A 20,007-nucleotide genomic window follows, 5' to 3' on the forward strand; every position below is an offset into this window, starting at 1 on the left:
CTCAGGATCGGCGGGGCAGGGTCACCGTCACGGCGCGGCCGCCGGCCGGCGCGAACACATCGAGTTCGATCTCGACATGCGGCATCAGCATGCGGCGGGTGCGGGCGCTGAGCGCCATCACCACGCCGAGCAGATCGCCGACGCCGCGGCGCTTCAGGCCGGGGTTGAACCGCGTCACCATGGCATTGACCGCCTGCCTGCGGACAACGGCATCTTCGGACGCAAGGGCCGACTGCCCTACAAATCGGGCGAGTTCGGTGAGGCTAGACGTATCGCTCATTTGGGCTACTCCAACACAGGCCACAAATTCGCTTCCCTGGGGCGGCTGCTTTTCGCGTCTTAGGACTGCATCGCGAGGCAGCTCATCTTGGCTTTCTTCAGCTCATTGCACACACCGGCCGCGGCATCGCGGTCGTTGAAACCGCCGAAGCGGGCGCGGAAGAACACTTGTCCGTTCTTCTCGAACCGTTCGACATAGGAGCGGGCTGCGCCAAGGTTACCGAGCTTGGACGAAGCGTCGCTGATCAGGGAGTTGGCACCGCCCTCGGTCGGCGCAGCGCCGATCTGGACGATCCAGCCACCGCTGACTTCCTGCGGAACCTCGGCCATCTCAGCAACGGCGAGCGGTGCCGGAGCGGGCTGGTCTTCAATGATATCGGGCGCGGTGTCGCCAATGCCGCCAGAAGTCATCAGGTCGATCGGCTGGCCTTCTTCGCCGATGCCGACGGGCGGCAGCAGCGGGGCGGACGGCGCGGTCTGGCCCAGCGGAGCGGGCGCAGCGCCGAGCGAGAAGGTGTCGCTGAGCCACGCGCCGATCACATCGAGCGGGCGCTCCTGCTGCGGCGCGATGCTGGCAATGGTCGGCCGGCTGGCGAGCGTATTGGCGGCCTGCACGGCTTCATCGAAGCCGAGGTCTGCCGGCCGCGCCTCCGGCAGCGGGGCGGCTTCGCCGATCGAGGCGACCACGATGTCGTCGGACTGCTGCGCCGCTTCGATCGGCTGCAGCTTGGCGGTGACGCTGACCGTGCCACCGCCGATGCGGAAGGACGGGTAGGGGGCCGGCATCACCGGCACCGGATCGGTGGAGGCAACCATCACGGTCGCACCCTTGCGGCCCGGCTGCGGGATCATGGCGACGTCGAGATAGCCACCGCTGCGGCTCTTGGGCAGGTACTTCTTGACCAGCTCGCGCACCTTGGCGTCGCGAGCGCCGCTCGAGTCGAAACCGAAGCCGGCAACCACGATGTGGTGGCCGTCGGCGCGGGCCGCGGTCAGAAGGTTGAAGCCGGACGCATTGGTGTAGCCGGTCTTGATGCCGTCAACGCCGTTCGAACCGAGCAGGCGGTTGTGGTTGCCGTAGGTGCGCTTGCCGTACGAGAAGCTCCGGGTCTGGAAATACTCGTAGTAGTTGGGGAAGTGCTGGTAGACGGCGATGCCAAGGATGGCCTGGTCGGCAACGGTGGTGACCTGGCCCTTGTCAGGCAGGCCCGAAGCGTTGCGGTAAGTGGTGTTCGACATGCCCAGCGCCTTGGCGGTCGAGGTCATGCGCTTGGCAAACGCGCTCTCGGAGCCGGAGATGTTCTCGGCGATGACGCGGGCGATGTCGTTGGCGGAGATGGTGACGATCGCCTTGATGGCGTTCTCGACGGTGATGGTCGAACCGGCCTTGAGCCCAAGCTTGGTCGGCACCGCCTGCGCGGCGTATTTGGACACCGTGAACTTGGTCTTCAACGTAATGTTACCGGCCTCCAGTTCCTGGAACAGGACGTAGAGGGTCATCACCTTGGTGACGGAGGCGGGATAGCGCGCGGCGTTGGCCGAGCTTTCGTAGAGGATCTTGCCGGACTTGGCGTCGACCACGATGCCCGCGAACTTGCGTGGCACAGTCGCCGCTTCAGCTGCCGAGATCATCGGCACCAGCAGTGCCAAGGTCAGCGCGAATGCCGCGACGATACGCCCGAACAGCGCGCGCGAATGGGAAAAATGCTTCTGCGAAAGCACCCGGTACTCCAACTACTCTCGGGCGCAAACGCCGCCCGTACTCAACGCCTCGAGAACCTGTGGCCGACCCTCCCCAAATGAGACCAGCCACGTTCCCTGTTACCCACCACCTTAGGGAGCCGGTCTTACCATTCCGTAAAATGCGATGGATTTCGGGCACTTGGTTAAGAGCCACCGAACACGGCGACCTGCTCCAAAGTTTAGGTAGTTCGGCACTTAACAGGCAGGGAGTTTTGCCTACATAATGGCCTCACCATGCTGCTTCGAACCGATCTCCCCCAGACCCGAGCCATGCGTGCAGCCATCGAACTGACGCTCCCGACCACTGGTGCATCCAAGGTGCCACCGCGCGGGGCAGACGATGACCGCAAGAGCGGCAAGGGCGATGGGGGAAGCAAGAACGATACGGCGACCATCACGAAGCCGAAGACCAAGAGCAAACGGCCCAGCCTCTATCGGGTGCTGCTGCTCAACGACGATTACACTCCGATGGAGTTCGTCGTCCTGGTGCTGCAGGATGTGTTCAACAAGACCCGCGAAGAGGCCATGCGCATCATGCTTCACGTCCACAACCAGGGCGTCGGCGAATGCGGTGTGTACCCCTTCGAGGTGGCCGAAACCAAGGTCACCAGGGTGATGGACGCGGCCCGCAAGAACCAGCACCCACTTCAGTGCGTGATGGAAAAGCAATAGGAACCGACATATGCCCTCTTTCTCCCGCGGACTTGAGAAGGCCCTCCATCAGGCGATGAACCTGGCGCGCGAGCGGGCGCATGAGTTCGCCACGCTCGAGCACCTGCTGCTGGCGCTGACCGACGACCGCGACACCATCGCGGTGCTGACCGGCTGCGATGTCGATATCGAAGCGCTGAAGTCGGACCTCGAGGATTTCATCAACGAGGAGCTCGACAGCCTCGTGGTGCCCAATGGGCAGGATGCGCGGCCGACCGCGGCGTTCCAGCGCGTCATCCAGCGCGCCGTGATCCATGTGCAGTCGTCCGGCAAGGAAGAGGTTACGGGCGCCAACGTGCTCGTCGCCATCTTCGCCGAGCGCGAGAGCCATGCCGCCTACTTCCTTGAGCAGCAGGACATGACGCGGCTCGACGCAGTCAACTTCATCTCGCACGGCATCACCAAGTCGGGGCCGAGCGAGGAGCGTCGGGTGCGTGGCGCCGAGACTCCGGCCGGGAACGGGCAGGGCGAGGAAGGCGAACGTGCCGGCAACGGCCAGAGCTCGGCGCTTGCCGATTTCTGCGTCAACCTCAACGAGAAGGCCCGGGCCGGCAAGATCGATCCGCTGATCGGCCGCGACAGCGAGCTGCGCCGGACCATCCAGATCCTCTGCCGCCGCTCCAAGAACAACCCGCTCTATGTCGGTGACGCCGGCGTGGGCAAGACCGCCATTGCCGAGGGCCTGGCTCGCAAGATCATCGAGGGCGACGTGCCCGAAGTGCTGCGCGAAGCGGTAATCTATGCGCTCGACATGGGGTCGCTGTTGGCCGGCACCCGCTATCGCGGCGACTTCGAAGAGCGGCTGAAGGCCGTGATGAAGGAGCTCGAGAAGCACCCGGACGCGATCCTGTTCATCGACGAGATCCACACCGTGATCGGCGCCGGCGCAACTTCGGGCGGCGCGCTCGATGCCTCGAACCTGCTGAAGCCGGCTCTGGCTTCGGGCAATATCCGCTGCATCGGCTCGACCACCTACAAGGAATACCGGCAGTTCTTCGAGAAGGACCGGGCGCTGGTCCGCCGCTTCCAGAAGATCGACGTCGCCGAGCCGACCATCCCGGATGCGATCGAGATCGTGAAGGGCCTGCGGCCGTATTTCGAGGACTACCACAAGCTGAAGTACACCGACGAGGCGCTGAAGGCCGCCGTCGAACTGAGCGCACGCTACATCAATGATAGGAAGCTCCCCGACAAGGCGATCGATGTGATCGACGAGACCGGCGCCAGCCAGATGCTGCTGACCCCGGAGAACCGCAAGCAGACCATCGACGTCGCCGATATCGAGCAGACCATCGCCACGATGGCCCGCATTCCGCCCAAGTCGGTGTCGAAGTCGGATTCGGAGCTCCTCGCCAACCTCGAGAGCAATCTCAAGACCGTGGTGTTCGGCCAGGATCAGGCGCTCACCGCGCTCTCTTCGGCGATTAAGCTGGCCCGTGCGGGCCTGCGCGAACCGGAAAAGCCGATCGGCTCCTACCTGTTCACCGGCCCAACCGGTGTCGGCAAGACCGAGGTGGCCAAGCAACTGGCGGATACGCTGGGCGTGGAGCTGCTGCGCTTCGACATGTCCGAGTACATGGAGCGGCACACCGTGTCGCGGCTGATCGGCGCCCCTCCGGGCTATGTCGGTTTCGACCAGGGGGGCCTCCTCACCGATGGCGTGGACCAGCATCCGCATAGCGTGGTGCTGCTCGACGAGATCGAGAAGGCCCATCCGGACCTGTTCAACATCCTGTTGCAGGTGATGGACCATGGCAAGCTGACGGACCACAACGGCAAGTCGGTCGACTTCCGCAACGTGATCCTGATCATGACGTCGAACGTCGGCGCCATGGAGCTGCAGAAGTCGCCGATCGGCTTTGGTCGCAAGCGCGAGCAGGGTGACGACGAGGAAGCGGTGAACCGGATGTTCACGCCGGAATTCCGCAACCGCCTCGATGCCATCATCTCGTTCGGCCCGCTGCCGCCGGCAGTCGTCCGTCGGGTGGTCGAGAAGTTCGTGCTGCAGCTCGAAGGCCAGCTGGCCGAGCGTGGCGTGACTATCGAGCTGACCCCGGAAGCGGCCGAGTGGCTGGCGATCCGCGGCTATGACGAGCGCATGGGCGCCCGCCCGCTGGGCCGCGTGATCCAGGAGCATGTCAAGAAGCCGCTGGCCGACCAGGTACTGTTCGGCGAGCTGCAGAACGGCGGTTCGGTCACCGTGGCCGTTGTTGGCGTCGGCACCGAGGCCAAGCTCGAGCTGATCGCGGTTCCGCCGCGGCCGGCCCGGCCCAAGGCCATCGCTGCGCCCAAGGCCAAGAAGGCCAAGGCCGCTGCCGACAAGCCGGCAGAAGAGAAAAGCTGAGATCCCATGCAGGGTCTATGCAAGGCCGGGAGCGATCCCGGCCTTTTTCTTTAGGTGACGATCGAGGGAGGAATGAGTGGCACTTGAGGGCAAGACCATTGCAATAACTGGCGCGGCGCGTGGCCTCGGGGCCGCGCTGGCCATCGTCGCCGCAGACCGGGGGATGATCCCGTTGCTGCTGGGGCGTAACGCTGCCGGCATCGGCGCCGTCGCCGATGCGATCGAGCAGCGGACGGGCAAGCGGCCGGATGCCTTCGTCTGCGACCTGGCGGACCCGTTGTCGCTGACCGGCGCGGCGAGCAAGATCGCCACGGTGCATCCCGAACTCGACATCCTCGTCAATTCCGGCTCGCAATGGGTGGGCGGCGCCTACCAGGCGATGACCGATGCGCAGATCGCCGCCGTCGTCGACTCGACGGTGACGGGCACGATGGCGCTGACGCGGCGCCTGCTGCCGCTGCTGCTGAAGCGGCCCGAGGCCGACATCCATACCGTCGTGTCGATGAGCGGGCTGCCCTATGCGCGGATGCGCGGCTCATCGGTGCCGTTCGTCGCCGCCAAGCACGCCCAGAACGGCTTCGTCCAGGCGCTGACCGAGGAGATGGCAGGCACCAGCGTGCGCGTCACCTCGGTCTATCCCGGCCATATCGAGGACACCTCGCCGCTCGAGGAGAACTGGGATCAGCTGCGCGGTGTCGAGGACGCCTTGAGCGACAAGGATGTGGTCGAGTCGATCCTGTTCGTCCTCGGCCAGCCGCGCAACGTCGCGATCCGTTCGCTGGTGATCGAGCGGGCTCGGACCGAGTTCCTGAGCTAGAGCGTGCGCTACGCCGGTGCGATGACCTCGGGAGCGCTGCGGCGCGCGATTTCCGCATGCGCGGCGCCGATCGCGGCCTCCACGGTGCGCTCGTAGAGCACCGTGGGCCCGCTGACACCATGCGTAGTGAGGGATTTCCGTACCGCGGGGGTCGCGCCGGAGATCAGCAGCACGACGTGATGACGCGCCGCCTTGCGCGCGATGCCCCCCATGGTGTTGGCGGCGGTCGAGTCGATGAACGGCACGGCTGAGAAATCGACGACGAAGGCACGGTGCTGGTCGGCGATGCGTTCGAGCACCGAGCCCACGGTCGCCGCCGCGCCGAAGAAGAAGGCACCGGTAATGCGGTAGACGGCGACATCGGGGTCCGTGGCGATGGCGGGGTCGTAGGGTAGGCGCGTGGCGCCGGCGGCGTCGGCCTGATCCTCGGGAACCGGCGGGGCGTGCACTTCGACTCCGGCATGCTGAGCCATCCGGTGAATGAACAGCAGTGCTCCCAGCGCGAAGCCGATGACGATGCCCTCGGTGAGGCCACGGAATACCGTGAGCCCGAACGTCGCCAGCAGCACTACCGCGTCGCCCGGCGAGGTGCGGAGCAGGGTCGCGAAGGCGGTTTTTTCGGCCATGTTCCAGGCAACGACCACCAGCACCCCGGCGAGGGCCGCGAGCGGGATGAAGCTCGCAAGCGGGGCGGCCACCAGCATGAACAGCACGATGAACACCGAGTGGAACATGCCGGCCAGCGGGCTGCGAGCGCCGGAGCGCACATTGGTCGCGGTGCGAGCTACCGTGCCGGTGGCGCAGATGCCGCCGAACAGGGCCGAGCCGACATTGGCGATACCCTGCGCCACCAGTTCCATATTGGAACGATGCCGCCGGCCGGTCATGCCATCGGCGACCATGGCGGAGAGCAGCGACTCGATGGCGCCAAGCAGGGCGAAGGCGACGGCATCGGGAAGAACCGCCTGGACCTTGTCGAGCGAGAACGGCGGCAGCGCGGGGCTAGGCAGAGTGCTCGGAATACCACCGAAACGCGTGCCGATGGTTTCAACCGGCAGCTGCAGCAGCGCGCCGGCAAGCGAGGCCGCAATCACGGCGATGAGGATGCCCGGCCAGTGCGGGCGCCAGCGCCGCAGCCCTATGATGACGCCGACGGCGAGCGCGGCGATGCCGAGGGCGGTCGGGTTGGTGGTCCCGATGGCCGCCGCCAGTGTTGCAAGTTTGGGAAGGATATCCGCCGGATCGGCGCCCGGCAGCGTCAGGCCGAGCAGATCGTGGATCTGGCCCACGAACAGGATCACCGCGATTCCGGAGATGAAGCCGACTGTCACCGGGTAGGGGATGAACTTGATGTAGCTGCCGAGGCGGAACACTCCCATCAACAGCAGGAACATTCCGGACATGATCGTCGCGAGCAGCAGTCCGTCGAGCCCGTGGCGACTGATGGTGGAGGCGACCAGCACCGTGAAGGCCGCCGCCGGTCCGCCGATCTGAAAGCGGCTGCCGCCCAGCGCCGAGATCAGGAAGCCTCCGACGGCAGCGGTGAACAGTCCGCGCTCGGGCGTCGTCCCCGAGGCGATGGCGATGGCCATGGACAGGGGCAGTGCGACGATGGCGACGGTGAGCCCGGCGAGGATATCGGCCCTGAGGTCGGCGAGCCCATAGCCCTCGCGCAGCACGGTGATCAGCTTGGGGGTGAAAAGCTCGGTGAGGGCGGGCGACGCGGCACGTGAGGCGGGGGCAGAACTGGCCATCGGATCATTCGCCTTTCGCGAACAAGCGCGGCAATCATCGGTGGCAAGGGCCGTGATCGCCCAAATGATGTCTGGAGTTCAGTCGGTCTTCGGCGTCGGTCGTCGGAGGCGCACGCCGCGGCCACCCGTATCGCTGCGGGCGTTGTCGCCGATCAAATCGACGCCGGCCTCGTTCAGGGCCTCGATCACTCTGGTGAGGGTTTCGACGATGCCGCGCACGGTGCCGTCGCTTGCTTCCATGCGCTGGATAGTGGGCAGCGATACTCCGGCCATATCGGCCAGGGTCTTCTGGTCGATGCCGAGCAGGGCGCGGGCGGCCCGCAATTGAGCGGCGGTCATCATCGGTGCTAACGCCTGGACGAGGAAGTCTAGCGCAGAATGTCGACGAACTGATGTGCTGCACATCACTATTGGGATTTCTAGCAGCTTCGCCGGGAGTCGAAAAGCCGGGCGACTAGCGCGGCGCCCGCACCACATAGGCGCATAGGAAGGCGAGGTAGATCGCCCCGGGCACGATCAGCGCCCCAACCTGCCACTGTCCATAGGCAAAGGCCCCGATGGACGCGCCGAGCAGCAGCGCCAGCCAGACCAGCAGGTGCTGCAGCCAGCGCAGCGGCGGGGCTTCGCGGCGGACGGCGCGCGCCAGGTCCTGCCCCACCGCGAATAGAGTGCCGGTGACGAAGGTGGCACCCAGCCTGGCCGCCCCGGTTTGCGGAAGTGCAGCGTTCTGCGCGCCGGCGGCAGTGGCGAGCGCCAGCATGGCCTGGGCGGCGGAGAACCCGTTGGCGTGCAGCACCAGGGTCGCCAGCAGGCCGGCAATGACGAGCGCCAACACGCCGATGCGGCCCCGCCGCTGGCCGATCCCCGAGATCAGGCTGCCAAAGAAGCTGCCGACCACGAACATCACGATGAGCCCGGCAGGCAGTGCCAGCGCAGGGCCGAACTCGGCGAGGCCGGCGCCGAGCTGCGTGGTGTTGCCGCTCATGAACGAGGTGTAAAAGCCGCCCAGCTCAATGAAGCCGACGACGTCAATCATGCCGGCAGCGGCGGTGAGCAGCAGACCGAGGCTGAGCTGCGGAGCCGGCGTCACGTCAGGCGAGGGCGGCTGCGATGGCCTTGGCCTGCGCGGCGAGCTCGGCGTCATCCGCCTTGCCCTGGCCGTGGCGGCCGATCTCGACCCCCTCGTAGACCGGGATGACATGGAAGTGCAGGTGGAACACCGACTGCCCGGCCGGCGCTTCGTTGAACTGCATGATGCGGATGCCGTCGGGGTTCAGTGCCTTCTGCGCCGCTCTCGCAACGCGCTGCACTTGCGGCATGGTGCGGGCGAGGACGGCCGGATCGGCATCGAGCAGGTTACGCGACGCCGCCTTGGGGATGATCAGCACATGTCCCTTGGACTGCGGGAAGACGTCCATCATGACCAGCACGTCCGCATCTTCGTAGACCTTGTGGGACGGGATCTCGCCCTTGATGATCTTATTGAAGATGTTGCTCGGGTCGTAGGCGGTCACGAGGCGGTCTCCATCACATCGTCGCTGTCGTAGAGGTTCCCGGGATAGGTCTCGATCGTTTCTTCGACGATGTCGGCGGCGAGCCCGGTGCCGTCCTCGAGCACGAGGCGATCGCGCAGTTCGGTCGCTGCAATCTCGAACGTGGCGTCGGTGGCCAGTTCCTCGAGCGCCGAAGCGAGGATCCCCGGGGTGAGTTTCCTGAGGCGAACCGGGGCAGGGCCGCAGCCCAGCTCGTAGACCCGGCGACCCCAGTAGGGTTGGTCGAAGAAATGCGGCACCACGAAGGTCGGCCGGCCGGCATAAAGGCCGGCATAGGTGGTGCCGGCGCCGCCATGGTGCACCAGCGCTTTCATCAGCGGGAACAGCTTGGTGTGGGGCGCCTTGTCGATGGTGTAGACCGTATCGGGCAGGTCCTCGGCCTTGATGCCGCCCCAGCCCTTGCCGACCACGGCCCGGCCGCCCCACTCCCTCAGAGCCTTGGTGATGATCTCGGTGTTGCGCGCCGCGCCCCACGGCATCGAGCCGAAGCCCAGATAGATCGGCGCTTCGCCGGCATCGAGGAATTTGCGGAACGAGGCATCCGGCTCCCAGCCGGTGATGTCGTCGAGGCGCCAGAAGCCGGTGACGGTGGTGGTCTCCGGCCAGTCGCCGGGGCGCGGGGAGATCACCGGAGAATAGGCGTGCAGCGCCGGGATCGGCTCGCCACGGGCGTTCTTGGAGAAGCCCGAGCGCTTGCGGCTGCGGAGGCCGAGCAGCTTGGCGCGCATCCGGTCGCGCGGGAAATCGTAGTAGCTCTGGTGCGCCGCCTGCACCACGTAGCTCAGCCGGTTGAACAGCGGATCGAGGCTGATGCGATTGAACAATGGCTCGGGCGGTGGGCCGTCATAGCCGAAATACGGGAACTCGCCGGTCGGGTTGATCGGCTGGAACGCGGTCATGATCGCCGGAATATCCAGCGCTTCGGCGACGTCGACGGCGAAATTGGTGGTCTGGTGGAAGATGATGGCGTCGACATCCTGGGCGGTGGCCCAGAGGTGCCGGCAGGCTTCCTTCATGATCTTCTGGCCGTCGCGCAGCAGTTTTGGCGCGTAGAGCAGCGAGTTCTTCGACATGACGTTGTCGAACTGGCTCTGCCGCATGAAGGCCTGGATATCGCTGCCCAGCGTCGCGAACTCGACGCCATGACCGGTCACGAACCCCTCGAAGTCGCTGGTGGCGCACAGCACCACCGAGTGACCGCGCTTTTTCAGCGCCAGTGCAAGCGCGACGAAGGGTTGTACGTCCCCCATCGTCCCAATCGCGGCTATGGCGATGCGCTTGCTCATTCGGTCTCCAGGGCCTCGGGAGGAGGCGGCCGTCATATCTATCGAGAGTATGGTCTGGCTGAGGCAGGAAAATACCGCGTCAGACCCGAGCCCTTCCAGTGTGGTGCCTTCGAACCACAGTGCCGGGCCGGGCGCAACTCACACCTAATGCGGGTCCCCATGTCTGAATGGCGTATAGCGTTCGAGCTGTTCCTGTTCGCGCGCCACCGAGGCGCGTTCCTGCGCCACGAACCGGGCGACGGCATCACGAAGGCCGGGGTGGCCGATCCAGTGCACCGAGCGGGTAGTTGCAGGCGCATAGCCGCGCGCCAGCTTGTGTTCGCCCTGCGCGCCGGCCTCGACCACCGGCAGCTTGTGCGCGATGGCGTAGTCGATGGCCTGGTAGTAGCAGAGCTCGAAATGCAGGAACGGCACATTGCGCGTGGCGCCCCAGTAGCGGCCGTAGAGCCGGTCGTGCCCGATCATCGAGAAGGTGCCGGCGATCGGCTCATCGCCGTCATAGGCGAACATCAGCAGGACGCGGTCGGCCATCGCCTCTGAAAGCAGGGAAAAGAAGCGGCGGTTGAGGTAAGGGCGGCCCCATTTGCGGCTGCCGGTATCCTGGTAGAACTCAAAGAACTGATCCCAGACCGCCTCGGTGAGGTCGGAGCCGGTGAGCCATTTGACCGTCAGCCCGTCGGCCTCCAGCGCATCGCGGCGCTCGCGACGGGTAACCTTGCGGTGACGCGATGACAGCGTGCCGAGGAAATCCTCAAAGCTCGAGAAACCGTCATTGTGCCAGTGATACTGGGTGTCGTGGCGCACCAGCCAGCCGGAGGCACGGGCGAGGTCGGCCTCGGCCTCGCTGACGAAAGTGGCGTGCACCGAGGAGATGTTGTTGCGGGTGGCGAGCGTCTCTGCGGTGCGGATCACTGCGGTCCGGCTGGCGTCGTCCTTGGCGAGGAAACGCGGGCCGGTGACCGGGGTAAACGGCACCGCGCATTGCAGCTTCGGGTAATACTCGCCGCCGGCGCGCTGGAACGCATCGGCCCAGCCATGGTCGAAGACGTATTCGCCCTGCGAGTGCGACTTGAGATAGAGCGGCATGGCGCCGACCGGCGTGCCGGCGCTGTCGCTCAGCAACAGGTGCTGCGGCTGCCAGCCGGTGCGATTGGAAGCCGAGCCGGATTGCTCGAGGGCCAGGAGGAACCGGTGATCGAGGAACGGGTTGTCGACCACCCCGTCATGCGCAGGCGCCAAGGCGTTCCACACCGCCGCGGGGATCTCCGCGATGGAGCTGAGCACGTCGGCGCTGAGCGTTTCGTCAGGCACTTGGTGGATCGAACCCCTCGAATACAATCTGGTCGGCCTTGCCGAGCACGGCGAGCGCCGCGGCCGGCGATTTGACGGTCCAGGCGGTGACCGGCATGCCGAACGAACGGAACAGCTTCACTGCTGGCAGTTCGAGCGACTTGTCGCGGCAGGAGATGAAATCGAAGCGGCTGACCGGCCAGTGCAGCAGATGGCGCAGCATGAACTTGGTTGCGTCGCTGAGGTGTTGGTCCCATTCCGGTTCGTCATAGGCATAGGTGACGATGCCGACCGGCATGGTGGCGCCGCGCTTTTTCACCTCGATGATGAGCTTGGGATCGAACGACTCCAGTGTCACCGGCCCACGATAGCCCTTAAGTGCATCCATCACCGTCTGCGCCAGCACTTCGGTAGCGGCCTGGTTGGGCTGCTGCTTCAGTTCGATCTGCAGCAGCACCCGGCCATTGATCTGGGCAAGGAACGCGTCGAACCGCTGCGGGGTATCGCCGGCGGCGCTGTCGAGCAGGGTGTAGGTCGAGAGCTCGGCCATGGTCCGCGCGCCGACCGGACCGGCAACGCCGGTCAGGCGGTCGAGATCGTCGTCATGGAAGATCATCGGGATGCCGTCGCGGCTCAGTTGGACATCGCACTCGATCGCGTAGCCACCCTCGATCGCCGCGGCGAAGGCGCTCGCGGTGTTCTCGATGATGCCGCGACCGCGGTCGTGCAGACCGCGGTGGGCAATGGGACGATCGAAGTTAGGTTTGGCGCACATGCTCTAGCCGTCATATGGGGTGGAAGCAGCGCCGCCGCTAGCAGCCCCGCATGACACTTTCGCGTCGCCCGTACCTCATCCCTCGACTTCGATGATGCCTTCGACTTCCACTGCGGCGCCAAGCGGCAGGGCGGCCATGCCGACGGCGGAGCGGGCATGCTTGCCCTTGTCGCCCAGTACGCCGACGATGAGGTTGGAGGCGCCATTGGCGACGAGGTGGTGTTCGGCGAATTCGGGGGTGGAAGCGACGAACACGGTGAGCTTCAGCACACGCTTGACCTTGCTGAGGTCGACGCCTGCCGAGTGAACGATCTGGCTGAGGAAATTGACCGCCGCAAGTTCGGCGGCGTTGCCGCCCTGGACGACGTTCATAGTGTCGCCGAGCAGGCCCGTCACCACGCCATCGGCGCCCGAGGAGATCTGACCCGACACGTAGATGATATTGCCCGTCCGGGTGATCGGCACATAGGTGGCGACCGGCGCTTTCGGCTGCGGCAGCTCGTAGCCATATTCGCGGAGCTTATCGAGGGGGCTGGTCATCCTGGTTCTCTTCGTCTTTGTCTGCGTTGCGGGCGGCGCGAGCCTTCACCCGGTCGTATAGCTTGCCGCGGATCACCGCGTCCCGGCCGAAGCGATCGCGTACACGATCAATGGCCCGTTCGGCCGCGGCGCGTCGGGCGATTCCCGGCTCGATCAGGTCGACTGGATCGATGCCGTCAGCCTCCGAGATGCCGCTGACGCCAATCCCGATCAGCCGGAATGCCGTCCCGTCGATCTCGCGAGCGAGAAGCTGCATGCCGTTCTCGTAGAGCACGTTGGCAAGCTGTGTCGGGATCATCAATTGCCGGGCCCGGGTGCGCAAGCGAAAACCTGCCGACTTGAGCTTGAGCGTAACCGTGTCGCCGAGGATCGACTTGGCTTTGAGCCGCTCCGAGAGCCGCTCGCAAAGCGCCAGCAGCTCGGTGGAGAGGTCCTCGAATGTCCTGAGGTCGGTGTTGAAGGTGGTTTCGGCGGAGACAGTCTTCATCTGGTCGTCGGTAGAGATGGTCCGCGCGTCCTCGCCGCGCGCCAGCCGGGAGAGCCGGGCGCCGGAATCGCCGTAGCGGCGCATCAACTGTTCGGGCGGCGTCGCCTGCAACTGCCCGATGGTCTCAAAACCATCCTTGCGCAGCGTCTCGGCAAACACCTTGCCGACGCCATAGATCAGCGTCACCGGCTGCGGCGCGAGGAACGCCACGGTCTCGGCTTTGCCGATCACCGCAAAGCCGCGCGGCTTGTCGAGGTCGGAGGCAACCTTGGCGAGGAACTTGTTGTGGCTGAGCCCCACCGAGATGGTGACGCCGATCTCCGCTTCGACGCGTTTGGCGAAGCGGGCGAGCACCACGGCGGGCTTGGCCTTGTGCAGCGCCTCGGTGCCGGAGAGATCGAGGAAAGCCTCGTCGATCGACAGTGGTTCGACCAGCGGCGTCAGCTGGTCCATCAGGGTGCGGATCTCGCGGCTGACCGCCACGTACTTCGCCATGTTGGGCGGGATGATCACCGCGTGTGGGCAGAGCTCCTTGGCCCTGAACATCGGCATGGCGGAACGCACACCGTATTGCCGGGCGATGTAGCAGCAGGTGGAGACGACGCCGCGCACGCCGCCGCCGATGATCAGCGGCTTGTCGACCAGGCTCGGGTCATCGCGCTTCTCGATCGAGGCATAGAAGGCGTCGCAGTCGACATGCGCGATGCTGAGCGCGCCCAGTTCGTCATGCGCCCTGATTCTGGGCGATCCGCACGTGCGGCAGCGGGTAGGGGCCTCAAAGGCCTCCACCGTCGCCGAACAGTCGCGGCAGATCGCCAGCATCGCCTCATCCCGCCGGGTTGAGCCGGGCCCAGACGCGCATGAAGTCGTCCGGCTTGAAGCTGTTATTGGCGCACAGCGTGAGCAGCAGCGCCTCATTGGCGGCGAAATAGTCGATCAGCCCACGATCGAGCCCGTCGCCGCCGGCGGCCCTGCGCAACGCGTCGGGGGAGTAGCCCGTCATGGTCATGAACTCGGCCAATTGCGCCGGGTTCTCGGCGAGCTGGTGGAGGCAGAGATCGCCCAGGCTGCGGGAGGTGAGTTCGAGGGTTTTGGGCAAGGGCAGGGTCTCGGCAAGGGCTCGGGAGGTAATCGGATTGATGTTACCCCGAACTTCGGGCAGAACACGAGGGCCCGCCGGCCCCGTTCAGGGTGGATTTGAGTCCCGTATGCCCAAGACCGTCATGATCGTCGAAGACAATGAGCTCAACATGAAGCTCTTTAACGATCTGCTTGAATCGCGTGGATATTCCATCATCCAGACCCGCAATGGCCTGGAGGCGCTGGATCTTGCCCGGGCGCATCGCCCCGACCTGATTCTGATGGATATCCAGCTGCCGGAGGTCTCCGGGCTGGTGGTCACCAAGTGGCTCAAGGAAGACGACGAGCTGATGTCGATTCCCGTCATCGCCGTAACCGCCTTCGCCATGAAGGGCGATGAGGAACGAATCCTCCAGGGCGGATGCGAAGGCTACATCTCTAAACCCATCTCCGTACCTCACTTTTTGGAAACCATTGCCCGCTACATTGGACCTGCCAACTAGGCTTTGCCCTATATGGCGTTCGGGCAGATTTCCTCAAATCGCGGGGCCTGAGGTCTTTGACGGCGCGGGTGCTGATCGTCGACGATATTCCAACCAATGTCCGCCTGCTCGAGGCGCGGCTTTCGGCTGAGTATTTCGACGTGGTTACGGCAGCTTCCGGCAAGGAAGCGCTGGCGATCTGCGCCGAGGGCGAGATCGACATCATCCTGCTCGACGTGATGATGCCTGAGATGGATGGCTTCGAGGTCTGCGCGCGGCTGAAGGCCGATCGCCGCACCAGCCACATCCCGGTGCTGATGGTGACGGCGCTCGACCAGCCCTCCGACCGGGTGCGTGGGCTCGAGGCCGGCGCCGACGATTTTCTGACCAAGCCGGTCGATGACGTACAGCTGATGGCGCGGGTGAAGAGCCTGGTGCGCCTCAAGGCCTTGACCGACGAGCTGCGCGCCCGCGCGCGCACCGGCCAGGAGATCGCCATCGAGGACGCCATGCGCGCCATGGATTCGATCGATCACAATGACGGCCGCATCCTCTTGGTCGATCCCGACCTGCGCCACGCCGAGCGCATCCGTGGCTACCTCGAGGCGCATAACCGCGTCGATATCCTCGCCAACCCAGCTGATGCCGTGCTGGCCGTCAGCGGCGGCGACTACGAGCTGGCGCTGGTGTCGATGGCGCTGGGGGATTTCGACCCGCTGCGGGTCTGCTCGCAGATGCGGACCGCCGAGCAGACGCGCACCCTGCCGATCATCCTGATCGCCGAAGAGGACGACCGACCGCGCGTGGTCCGCGGCCTCGACCTCGGCGTCAACGACTTCATCATGCGCCCGGTCGAGCGCAACGAGTTGATGGCGCGGGTACGCACCCAGATCCGCCGTCAGCGCTATGCTGTCGAACTGCGCCAGAGCGTCAACAATACTCTGGCGCTGGCGGTGACCGATGAACTGACCGGGCTTTACAACCGCCGCTACTTCGAGCGGCATTTGTCGATCCTGTTGCAGAAGGCGCAACAGCAGGGCCGCGACATGGCGGTGATGCTGATCGACATGGACTACTTCAAGGACGTCAACGACACGCACGGCCATGATACCGGCGATGCAGTGCTGCGCGAGTTCGCGGACCGCCTGCGCCGCAACATTCGCGGTGTCGATCTCGCCTGCCGATTCGGCGGCGAGGAGTTCGTGGTGCTGATGCCCGACACCGACACACGGCAGGCCCAGAGCGTGGCCGAACGGGTGCGCGGCGCCGTGGCGGAGCGGGGCTTCGAGGCCGGCAACGGCCGGCCGCTGCCGGTCACGGTGTCGGTCGGCATGGCGCTCAACGAGCACGAAACCGACACCCCGGAGCTGCTGCTGAAGCGCGCCGACGTGGCCCTCTATCGCGCCAAGCGCGAGGGACGAAATCGGGTCGTCGTCGACGCCGCCTAGTTGCGATCAGCGCAATGGCGGAATATTAAGGTTAAGGATTAGTAACGTTGTGGAGCGGCTACTTGCTCTGACGCCGGAAAGGGTTAAGTTGGACCCATAGAAATAACGCCGACACTTTCGGTGTCAGCAGTCACCCCTACGGTTCTCCTCAGGTCCGCCGCAACTCCTGGGTCCGTAGGGAGGCTGGTTCGCAGCGGGCAAGAGTGGCCTCTTCGACATGCCGCCGCGGACCAGCCGCTTCTTCAGACGCCCGTCCCGTATACCGGGGCGGGCGTTTTGCGTTCGTGACGTCCATCACGAACTTCTTCGTACGGTCGCGCACGAACTTCGCATCGGCCGATAACGAAAAGCCCGCGCTCAACGAGCGCGGGCTTTGAAAGCGGCAGGAAGGGCCAGATTATTTGATCTTGGCTTCCTTGAACTCGACGTGCTTGCGCACCACCGGGTCGTACTTCTTGAACGAGAGCTTCTCGGTCTGGGTACGCGAATTCTTCTTGGTGACGTAGTAGAAGCCGGTGTCAGCGGTCGACACGAGCTTGATCTTGAGGGATACGGCTTTGGCCATGGTCACATTCCTTGAAACGGCTTGCCGCGCGCTATCCGCGGGGCTGTGAATTCAACCGGCCAACCGGCCTGTGGAAATTTGGCCGGAAACTACGGATTTTCGGGCCGATGTCAAGCGGCCCTGAAGCGCCCGGCCGGGGTTCAGACGTCGCTCTTCGAGGTATCGCCGCGCGTCGGGTCGAAGCCGTACATGTAGTTGGCCCATTGCAGGCCGACCACTGCGCCCTTGATCGAGGGCAGCATGATCAGCGGCAGCAGGATTGCCGCCGGGATCATCGTCCAGACGTAGAACATCGGATCGACCGGCCCGCTCATCTCGGCATGCAGCATCCAGCCCACCAGGATGTGGCCGACGATGAAGATGGCGATATAGGGCGGGAAGTCATCGGCACGCGCCGAGCTCAGCTTTTCGCCGCACTCGCTGCAGGTGTCGTTGATCTTGAGGTAAGAGCGGAACAGCTTGCCCTTGCCGCAGTTCGGGCAACGGCACATCACACCATTGCCGATTGCCTTCCACAGCGAGCGCTGCTCGCGCGCAAAACCGATCTCGACCGCCATCGCTATCTCTTTCGTTTGGCGAGCTTGCGATAGGCGCCCGCCTTGCCTCGTTTGCTAGATGGTCCTTTGCGTTGACGCCCGCCAGATGACGGAACGCCGCGGCTGCCTTCGCTCAGCAGCTCGAAGCGCAGGGCTCCCGCAACCGGGGCGACTTCGAGCAGGCGTACGCTGACATCGTCGCCGATGCGGAAGGTCTCGCCGGTGCGGTCGCCCACCATCGCCTGCATCTCCTCGACGAAGCGATAATAGTCCTGGCCAAGCGTCGAGGCCGGAATGAAGCCATCGGCGCCGGTGTCCCTGAGCCGCACGAACAGGCCCGAGCGGGTGACGCCCGAGATGCGGCCCTCGAACTTGGCGTTGACATGCGCGGCGAGGAACTGCGCCAGCAGCCGGTCGATGGTCTCGCGCTCGGCCAGCATGGCGCGGCGCTCGGTCGACGAGATGTGCTGGGCAATACCCGGGAGCTTGGCGATCTCGCCGTCGGTGAGCCCGTCCTTGCCCAGGTCGAGCGCGCTGATCAGCGCCCGGTGCACGATCAGGTCGGCATAGCGACGAATCGGCGAGGTGAAGTGCGCATAGCGGTCGAGGTTGAGACCGAAATGACCATAGTTCTCAGCGGCATACTCGGCCTGTGCCTGGGTGCGGAGGATGATCTCCGATACCTGCTGGATCTTGCCGTCGGTGCGCGCCTTATCGAGGATGCGGTTGAAATCCGCTGGACGTACTGCATCCGACTTCGGCGCCGGCAGCTGCAGCGAACTGAGGAAGTCGCGCAGCGCCACGAGCTTCTCCTGGCTCGGCGTGTCGTGCACCCGATAGAGCAGGGCGCTCTTGTGCTTTTCCAGGGTCTCGGCGGCCGCAACGTTGGCGGCGATCATCATCTCCTCGATCAGCCGGTGCGCGTCGAGCCGTTCGGGCACCTTCACGTCGACGACCATCCCCGTCTTGTCGAGGATGATCTTGCGCTCGGGCAGGTCGAGATCGAGCGGGCCGCGATTGTCGCGTGCCTTCGCCATGGCGCCGTAGGCGGCCCAGAGCGGGCGGAGGATCGTGTCGAGGATCGGCCCGGTCTTGTCGTCCGGCTTGCCGTCGATGGCCGCCTGCGCCTGCTGGTAGTTGAGCTTGGCGGCCGAGCGGAACAGCACGCGATGGAAACTGTGGCTACGCTTCTTGCCGTTCTGGTCGAACACCATGCGGACGGCCAGCGACGGCCGGTTCTCGCCCTCGCGCAGCGAGCAGAGATCGTTCGAGATGCGTTCGGGCAGCATCGGCACCACCCGATCGGGGAAATAGACCGAGTTGCCGCGGATATAGGCTTCACGATCGAGCGCCGTGCCGGGGCGGACATAGGCCGCGACGTCGGCGATGGCGACGTAGACGATGTGACCGCCGGCATTCTTCGGATCGCTGTCCGGCTCGGCATAGACCGCGTCGTCGTGGTCCTTGGCGTCGACCGGGTCGATGGTGACGAGCGGAATGTGCCGCCAGTCTTCGCGACCCTTGATCGTGGTTTCCTTGGCCTCTTCGGCTTCCTTGGTCACCGAGGCGGGGAAACGGTAGGGAATCTCGAGGTTATGGATGGCGATCATCGAGACCGCCCCCTCGGATTTGGGGTTGCCGATGACGTTGGTCACCTTGGCCTTGGGGATCATCAGCCGGCCGGTCAGCTTGATCTCGACTTCGACCAGGTCGCCGTCGCGGGCGCTGCCCAGATCGCCGCCGTCGATGCGCATTTCCTTCTGCTTGCGGTCCACCGGGATCAACCGGGCGCCGTCTTCGTCCATGCGGACGATGCCGATCTGGCCGCGGCGCGGCTTGTCGAGGATCTTCATCGCCCGCGCGGTGTAGTCCGGCAGTTCGCCATCGCCGGCGCTGATGCGCGCCAGGATGCGATCGCCAGGGGCCGGAGCAACTCGGGCGTCCCTCGGCTGCTTGACCATGACGCGCGGACGCGCGCCTTCCTCGTCGTTCCACTGCGCCGGGAAGGCGTGGAGATTGTCGGGGTCGGCGTCGGCGGGGATGTCGAGGACGGTGACCGCGGGCAGGGCGGCGGTCGGCCGGATCTGCTTGCGGGTCCGGGCAATGAAGCCCTCGCCCTCCATCTGCTTGAGCAGCACCTTGAACGGGGTGCGCATGTCGCCGTGGATGCCGAAATGGCGCGCCAGGTCGCGCTTGCCATCGAGGGTCGGCTGCTGCGCCATCGCTTCGAGGATGGCTTCGCGTGAGGGGAGAGTGCCGACGGCAAACTGCCGTGGGCCCTTGGGTGTGGTCTTGGTTTTTGGCGCTTTCGCCATTG

20 protein-coding genes are annotated in these 20,007 nt (G+C 65.2%); 5 read left to right on the top strand and 15 right to left on the bottom strand.

Annotated elements, in window-relative coordinates:
• Position 1: 1 nt before the first annotated feature.
• Positions 2-280, bottom strand: coding sequence for a hypothetical protein (locus ASC89_RS06560; RefSeq protein WP_055878237.1), 279 nt, complete (start codon positions 278-280; stop codon positions 2-4).
• 59 nt (positions 281-339) lie between these two features.
• On the bottom strand, positions 340-2,001 hold the full coding sequence (locus ASC89_RS06565; RefSeq protein WP_055996010.1) for an SPOR domain-containing protein: 1,662 nt from the start codon (positions 1,999-2,001) through the stop codon (positions 340-342).
• Between the two features lie 291 nt (positions 2,002-2,292).
• Between ASC89_RS06565 and clpS the strand changes: the two genes are divergently transcribed.
• The 3 genes from clpS to ASC89_RS06580 all read left to right on the top strand — a co-directional run bounded on the left by clpS (position 2,293) and on the right by ASC89_RS06580 (position 5,894).
• Positions 2,293-2,694 (top strand): ATP-dependent Clp protease adapter ClpS, encoded by a 402-nt coding sequence (gene clpS / locus ASC89_RS06570; RefSeq protein ID WP_082528039.1) that lies wholly within the window; start codon positions 2,293-2,295, stop codon positions 2,692-2,694.
• A 10-nt stretch (positions 2,695-2,704) separates the two neighbouring features.
• Entirely contained in the window at positions 2,705-5,077 is a 2,373-nt protein-coding gene (gene clpA / locus ASC89_RS06575; protein ID WP_055878233.1) for an ATP-dependent Clp protease ATP-binding subunit ClpA, read from the top strand.
• A 76-nt stretch (positions 5,078-5,153) separates the two neighbouring features.
• The gene (locus tag ASC89_RS06580) at positions 5,154-5,894 is read left to right on the top strand and encodes an SDR family oxidoreductase (RefSeq protein WP_055878232.1); all 741 of its coding nucleotides are present in this window, start codon (positions 5,154-5,156) and stop codon (positions 5,892-5,894) included.
• Between the two features lie 8 nt (positions 5,895-5,902).
• Here ASC89_RS06580 and ASC89_RS06585 read toward each other — a convergent pair whose 3' ends face one another.
• The 10 genes from ASC89_RS06585 to ASC89_RS06630 form a co-directional block, all read right to left on the bottom strand.
• A complete protein-coding gene (locus tag ASC89_RS06585) occupies positions 5,903-7,648 on the bottom strand; it encodes a SulP family inorganic anion transporter (protein ID WP_055878230.1) in 1,746 nt (581 codons plus the stop codon).
• Between the two features lie 78 nt (positions 7,649-7,726).
• Positions 7,727-7,990 (bottom strand): helix-turn-helix domain-containing protein, encoded by a 264-nt coding sequence (locus ASC89_RS06590; protein WP_055878228.1) that lies wholly within the window; start codon positions 7,988-7,990, stop codon positions 7,727-7,729.
• Between the two features lie 112 nt (positions 7,991-8,102).
• Positions 8,103-8,738, bottom strand: a complete 636-nt coding sequence (locus ASC89_RS06595) for a YoaK family protein (RefSeq protein WP_055878226.1) — start codon at positions 8,736-8,738, stop codon at positions 8,103-8,105.
• Position 8,739: 1 nt separating this feature from the next.
• Positions 8,740-9,162, bottom strand: a complete 423-nt coding sequence (locus tag ASC89_RS06600) for an HIT family protein (RefSeq protein WP_055878225.1) — start codon at positions 9,160-9,162, stop codon at positions 8,740-8,742.
• A complete protein-coding gene (locus ASC89_RS06605) occupies positions 9,159-10,487 on the bottom strand; it encodes a glycosyltransferase (protein ID WP_055878223.1) in 1,329 nt (442 codons plus the stop codon). The genes ASC89_RS06600 and ASC89_RS06605 overlap by 4 nt, the downstream gene beginning before the upstream one ends.
• 144 nt (positions 10,488-10,631) lie before the next feature.
• Positions 10,632-11,798 carry a GNAT family N-acetyltransferase gene (locus tag ASC89_RS06610; protein ID WP_082533219.1) on the bottom strand — a complete coding sequence of 389 codons (1,167 nt, stop codon included), beginning with the start codon at positions 11,796-11,798 and terminating at the stop codon, positions 10,632-10,634.
• Positions 11,791-12,552, bottom strand: coding sequence for a glycerophosphodiester phosphodiesterase family protein (locus ASC89_RS06615; protein WP_055878222.1), 762 nt, complete (start codon positions 12,550-12,552; stop codon positions 11,791-11,793). The genes ASC89_RS06610 and ASC89_RS06615 overlap by 8 nt, the downstream gene beginning before the upstream one ends.
• Before the next feature lie 75 nt (positions 12,553-12,627).
• Positions 12,628-13,092, bottom strand: coding sequence for a RidA family protein (locus tag ASC89_RS06620; protein ID WP_055878220.1), 465 nt, complete (start codon positions 13,090-13,092; stop codon positions 12,628-12,630).
• On the bottom strand, positions 13,073-14,401 hold the full coding sequence (locus tag ASC89_RS06625) for a DNA polymerase IV (RefSeq protein WP_055996013.1): 1,329 nt from the start codon (positions 14,399-14,401) through the stop codon (positions 13,073-13,075). Before ASC89_RS06625 ends, ASC89_RS06620 begins: the two co-directional genes overlap by 20 nt.
• A gap of 4 nt (positions 14,402-14,405) precedes the next feature.
• On the bottom strand, positions 14,406-14,678 hold the full coding sequence (locus tag ASC89_RS06630) for a DUF3572 family protein (RefSeq protein WP_055878217.1): 273 nt from the start codon (positions 14,676-14,678) through the stop codon (positions 14,406-14,408).
• A 109-nt stretch (positions 14,679-14,787) separates the two neighbouring features.
• Between ASC89_RS06630 and ASC89_RS06635 the strand changes: the two genes are divergently transcribed.
• Positions 14,788-15,162, top strand: coding sequence for a response regulator (locus tag ASC89_RS06635; protein WP_055878215.1), 375 nt, complete (start codon positions 14,788-14,790; stop codon positions 15,160-15,162).
• A gap of 56 nt (positions 15,163-15,218) precedes the next feature.
• On the top strand, positions 15,219-16,589 hold the full coding sequence (locus ASC89_RS06640; RefSeq protein ID WP_055878213.1) for a PleD family two-component system response regulator: 1,371 nt from the start codon (positions 15,219-15,221) through the stop codon (positions 16,587-16,589).
• Between the two features lie 397 nt (positions 16,590-16,986).
• Here ASC89_RS06640 and rpmG read toward each other — a convergent pair whose 3' ends face one another.
• From rpmG to rnr, 3 genes are all read right to left on the bottom strand, one after another.
• Positions 16,987-17,154, bottom strand: a complete 168-nt coding sequence (rpmG, locus tag ASC89_RS06645; RefSeq protein ID WP_055048921.1) for a 50S ribosomal protein L33 — start codon at positions 17,152-17,154, stop codon at positions 16,987-16,989.
• Between the two features lie 140 nt (positions 17,155-17,294).
• The gene (locus tag ASC89_RS06650; protein ID WP_055996016.1) at positions 17,295-17,711 is read right to left on the bottom strand and encodes a DUF983 domain-containing protein; all 417 of its coding nucleotides are present in this window, start codon (positions 17,709-17,711) and stop codon (positions 17,295-17,297) included.
• A gap of 2 nt (positions 17,712-17,713) precedes the next feature.
• A complete protein-coding gene (rnr, locus tag ASC89_RS06655; protein WP_055996019.1) occupies positions 17,714-20,005 on the bottom strand; it encodes a ribonuclease R in 2,292 nt (763 codons plus the stop codon).
• Positions 20,006-20,007 lie beyond the last annotated feature (2 nt).

Source organism: Devosia sp. Root413D1 (assembly GCF_001425235.1).
GTDB lineage: Bacteria > Pseudomonadota > Alphaproteobacteria > Rhizobiales > Devosiaceae > Devosia_A.

Excerpts from the sequence above, each read along its gene's own strand:
- ASC89_RS06620 (WP_055878220.1), bottom strand. The coding sequence starts at position 13,092 with ATGACCAGCCCCCTCGATAAGCTCCGCGAATATGGCTACGAGCTGCCG.
- rnr (WP_055996019.1), bottom strand. The coding sequence starts at position 20,005 with ATGGCGAAAGCGCCAAAAACCAAGACCACACCCAAGGGCCCACGGCAG.
- clpA (WP_055878233.1), top strand. The coding sequence starts at position 2,705 with ATGCCCTCTTTCTCCCGCGGACTTGAGAAGGCCCTCCATCAGGCGATG.
- ASC89_RS06560 (WP_055878237.1), bottom strand. The coding sequence starts at position 280 with ATGAGCGATACGTCTAGCCTCACCGAACTCGCCCGATTTGTAGGGCAG.
- ASC89_RS06625 (WP_055996013.1), bottom strand. The coding sequence starts at position 14,401 with ATGCTGGCGATCTGCCGCGACTGTTCGGCGACGGTGGAGGCCTTTGAG.
- ASC89_RS06650 (WP_055996016.1), bottom strand. The coding sequence starts at position 17,711 with ATGGCGGTCGAGATCGGTTTTGCGCGCGAGCAGCGCTCGCTGTGGAAG.
- rpmG (WP_055048921.1), bottom strand. The coding sequence starts at position 17,154 with ATGGCCAAAGCCGTATCCCTCAAGATCAAGCTCGTGTCGACCGCTGAC.
- ASC89_RS06585 (WP_055878230.1), bottom strand. The coding sequence starts at position 7,648 with ATGGCCAGTTCTGCCCCCGCCTCACGTGCCGCGTCGCCCGCCCTCACC.
- ASC89_RS06605 (WP_055878223.1), bottom strand. The coding sequence starts at position 10,487 with ATGAGCAAGCGCATCGCCATAGCCGCGATTGGGACGATGGGGGACGTA.
- clpS (WP_082528039.1), top strand. The coding sequence starts at position 2,293 with ATGCGTGCAGCCATCGAACTGACGCTCCCGACCACTGGTGCATCCAAG.
- ASC89_RS06590 (WP_055878228.1), bottom strand. The coding sequence starts at position 7,990 with ATGATGACCGCCGCTCAATTGCGGGCCGCCCGCGCCCTGCTCGGCATC.
- ASC89_RS06635 (WP_055878215.1), top strand. The coding sequence starts at position 14,788 with ATGCCCAAGACCGTCATGATCGTCGAAGACAATGAGCTCAACATGAAG.
- ASC89_RS06615 (WP_055878222.1), bottom strand. The coding sequence starts at position 12,552 with ATGTGCGCCAAACCTAACTTCGATCGTCCCATTGCCCACCGCGGTCTG.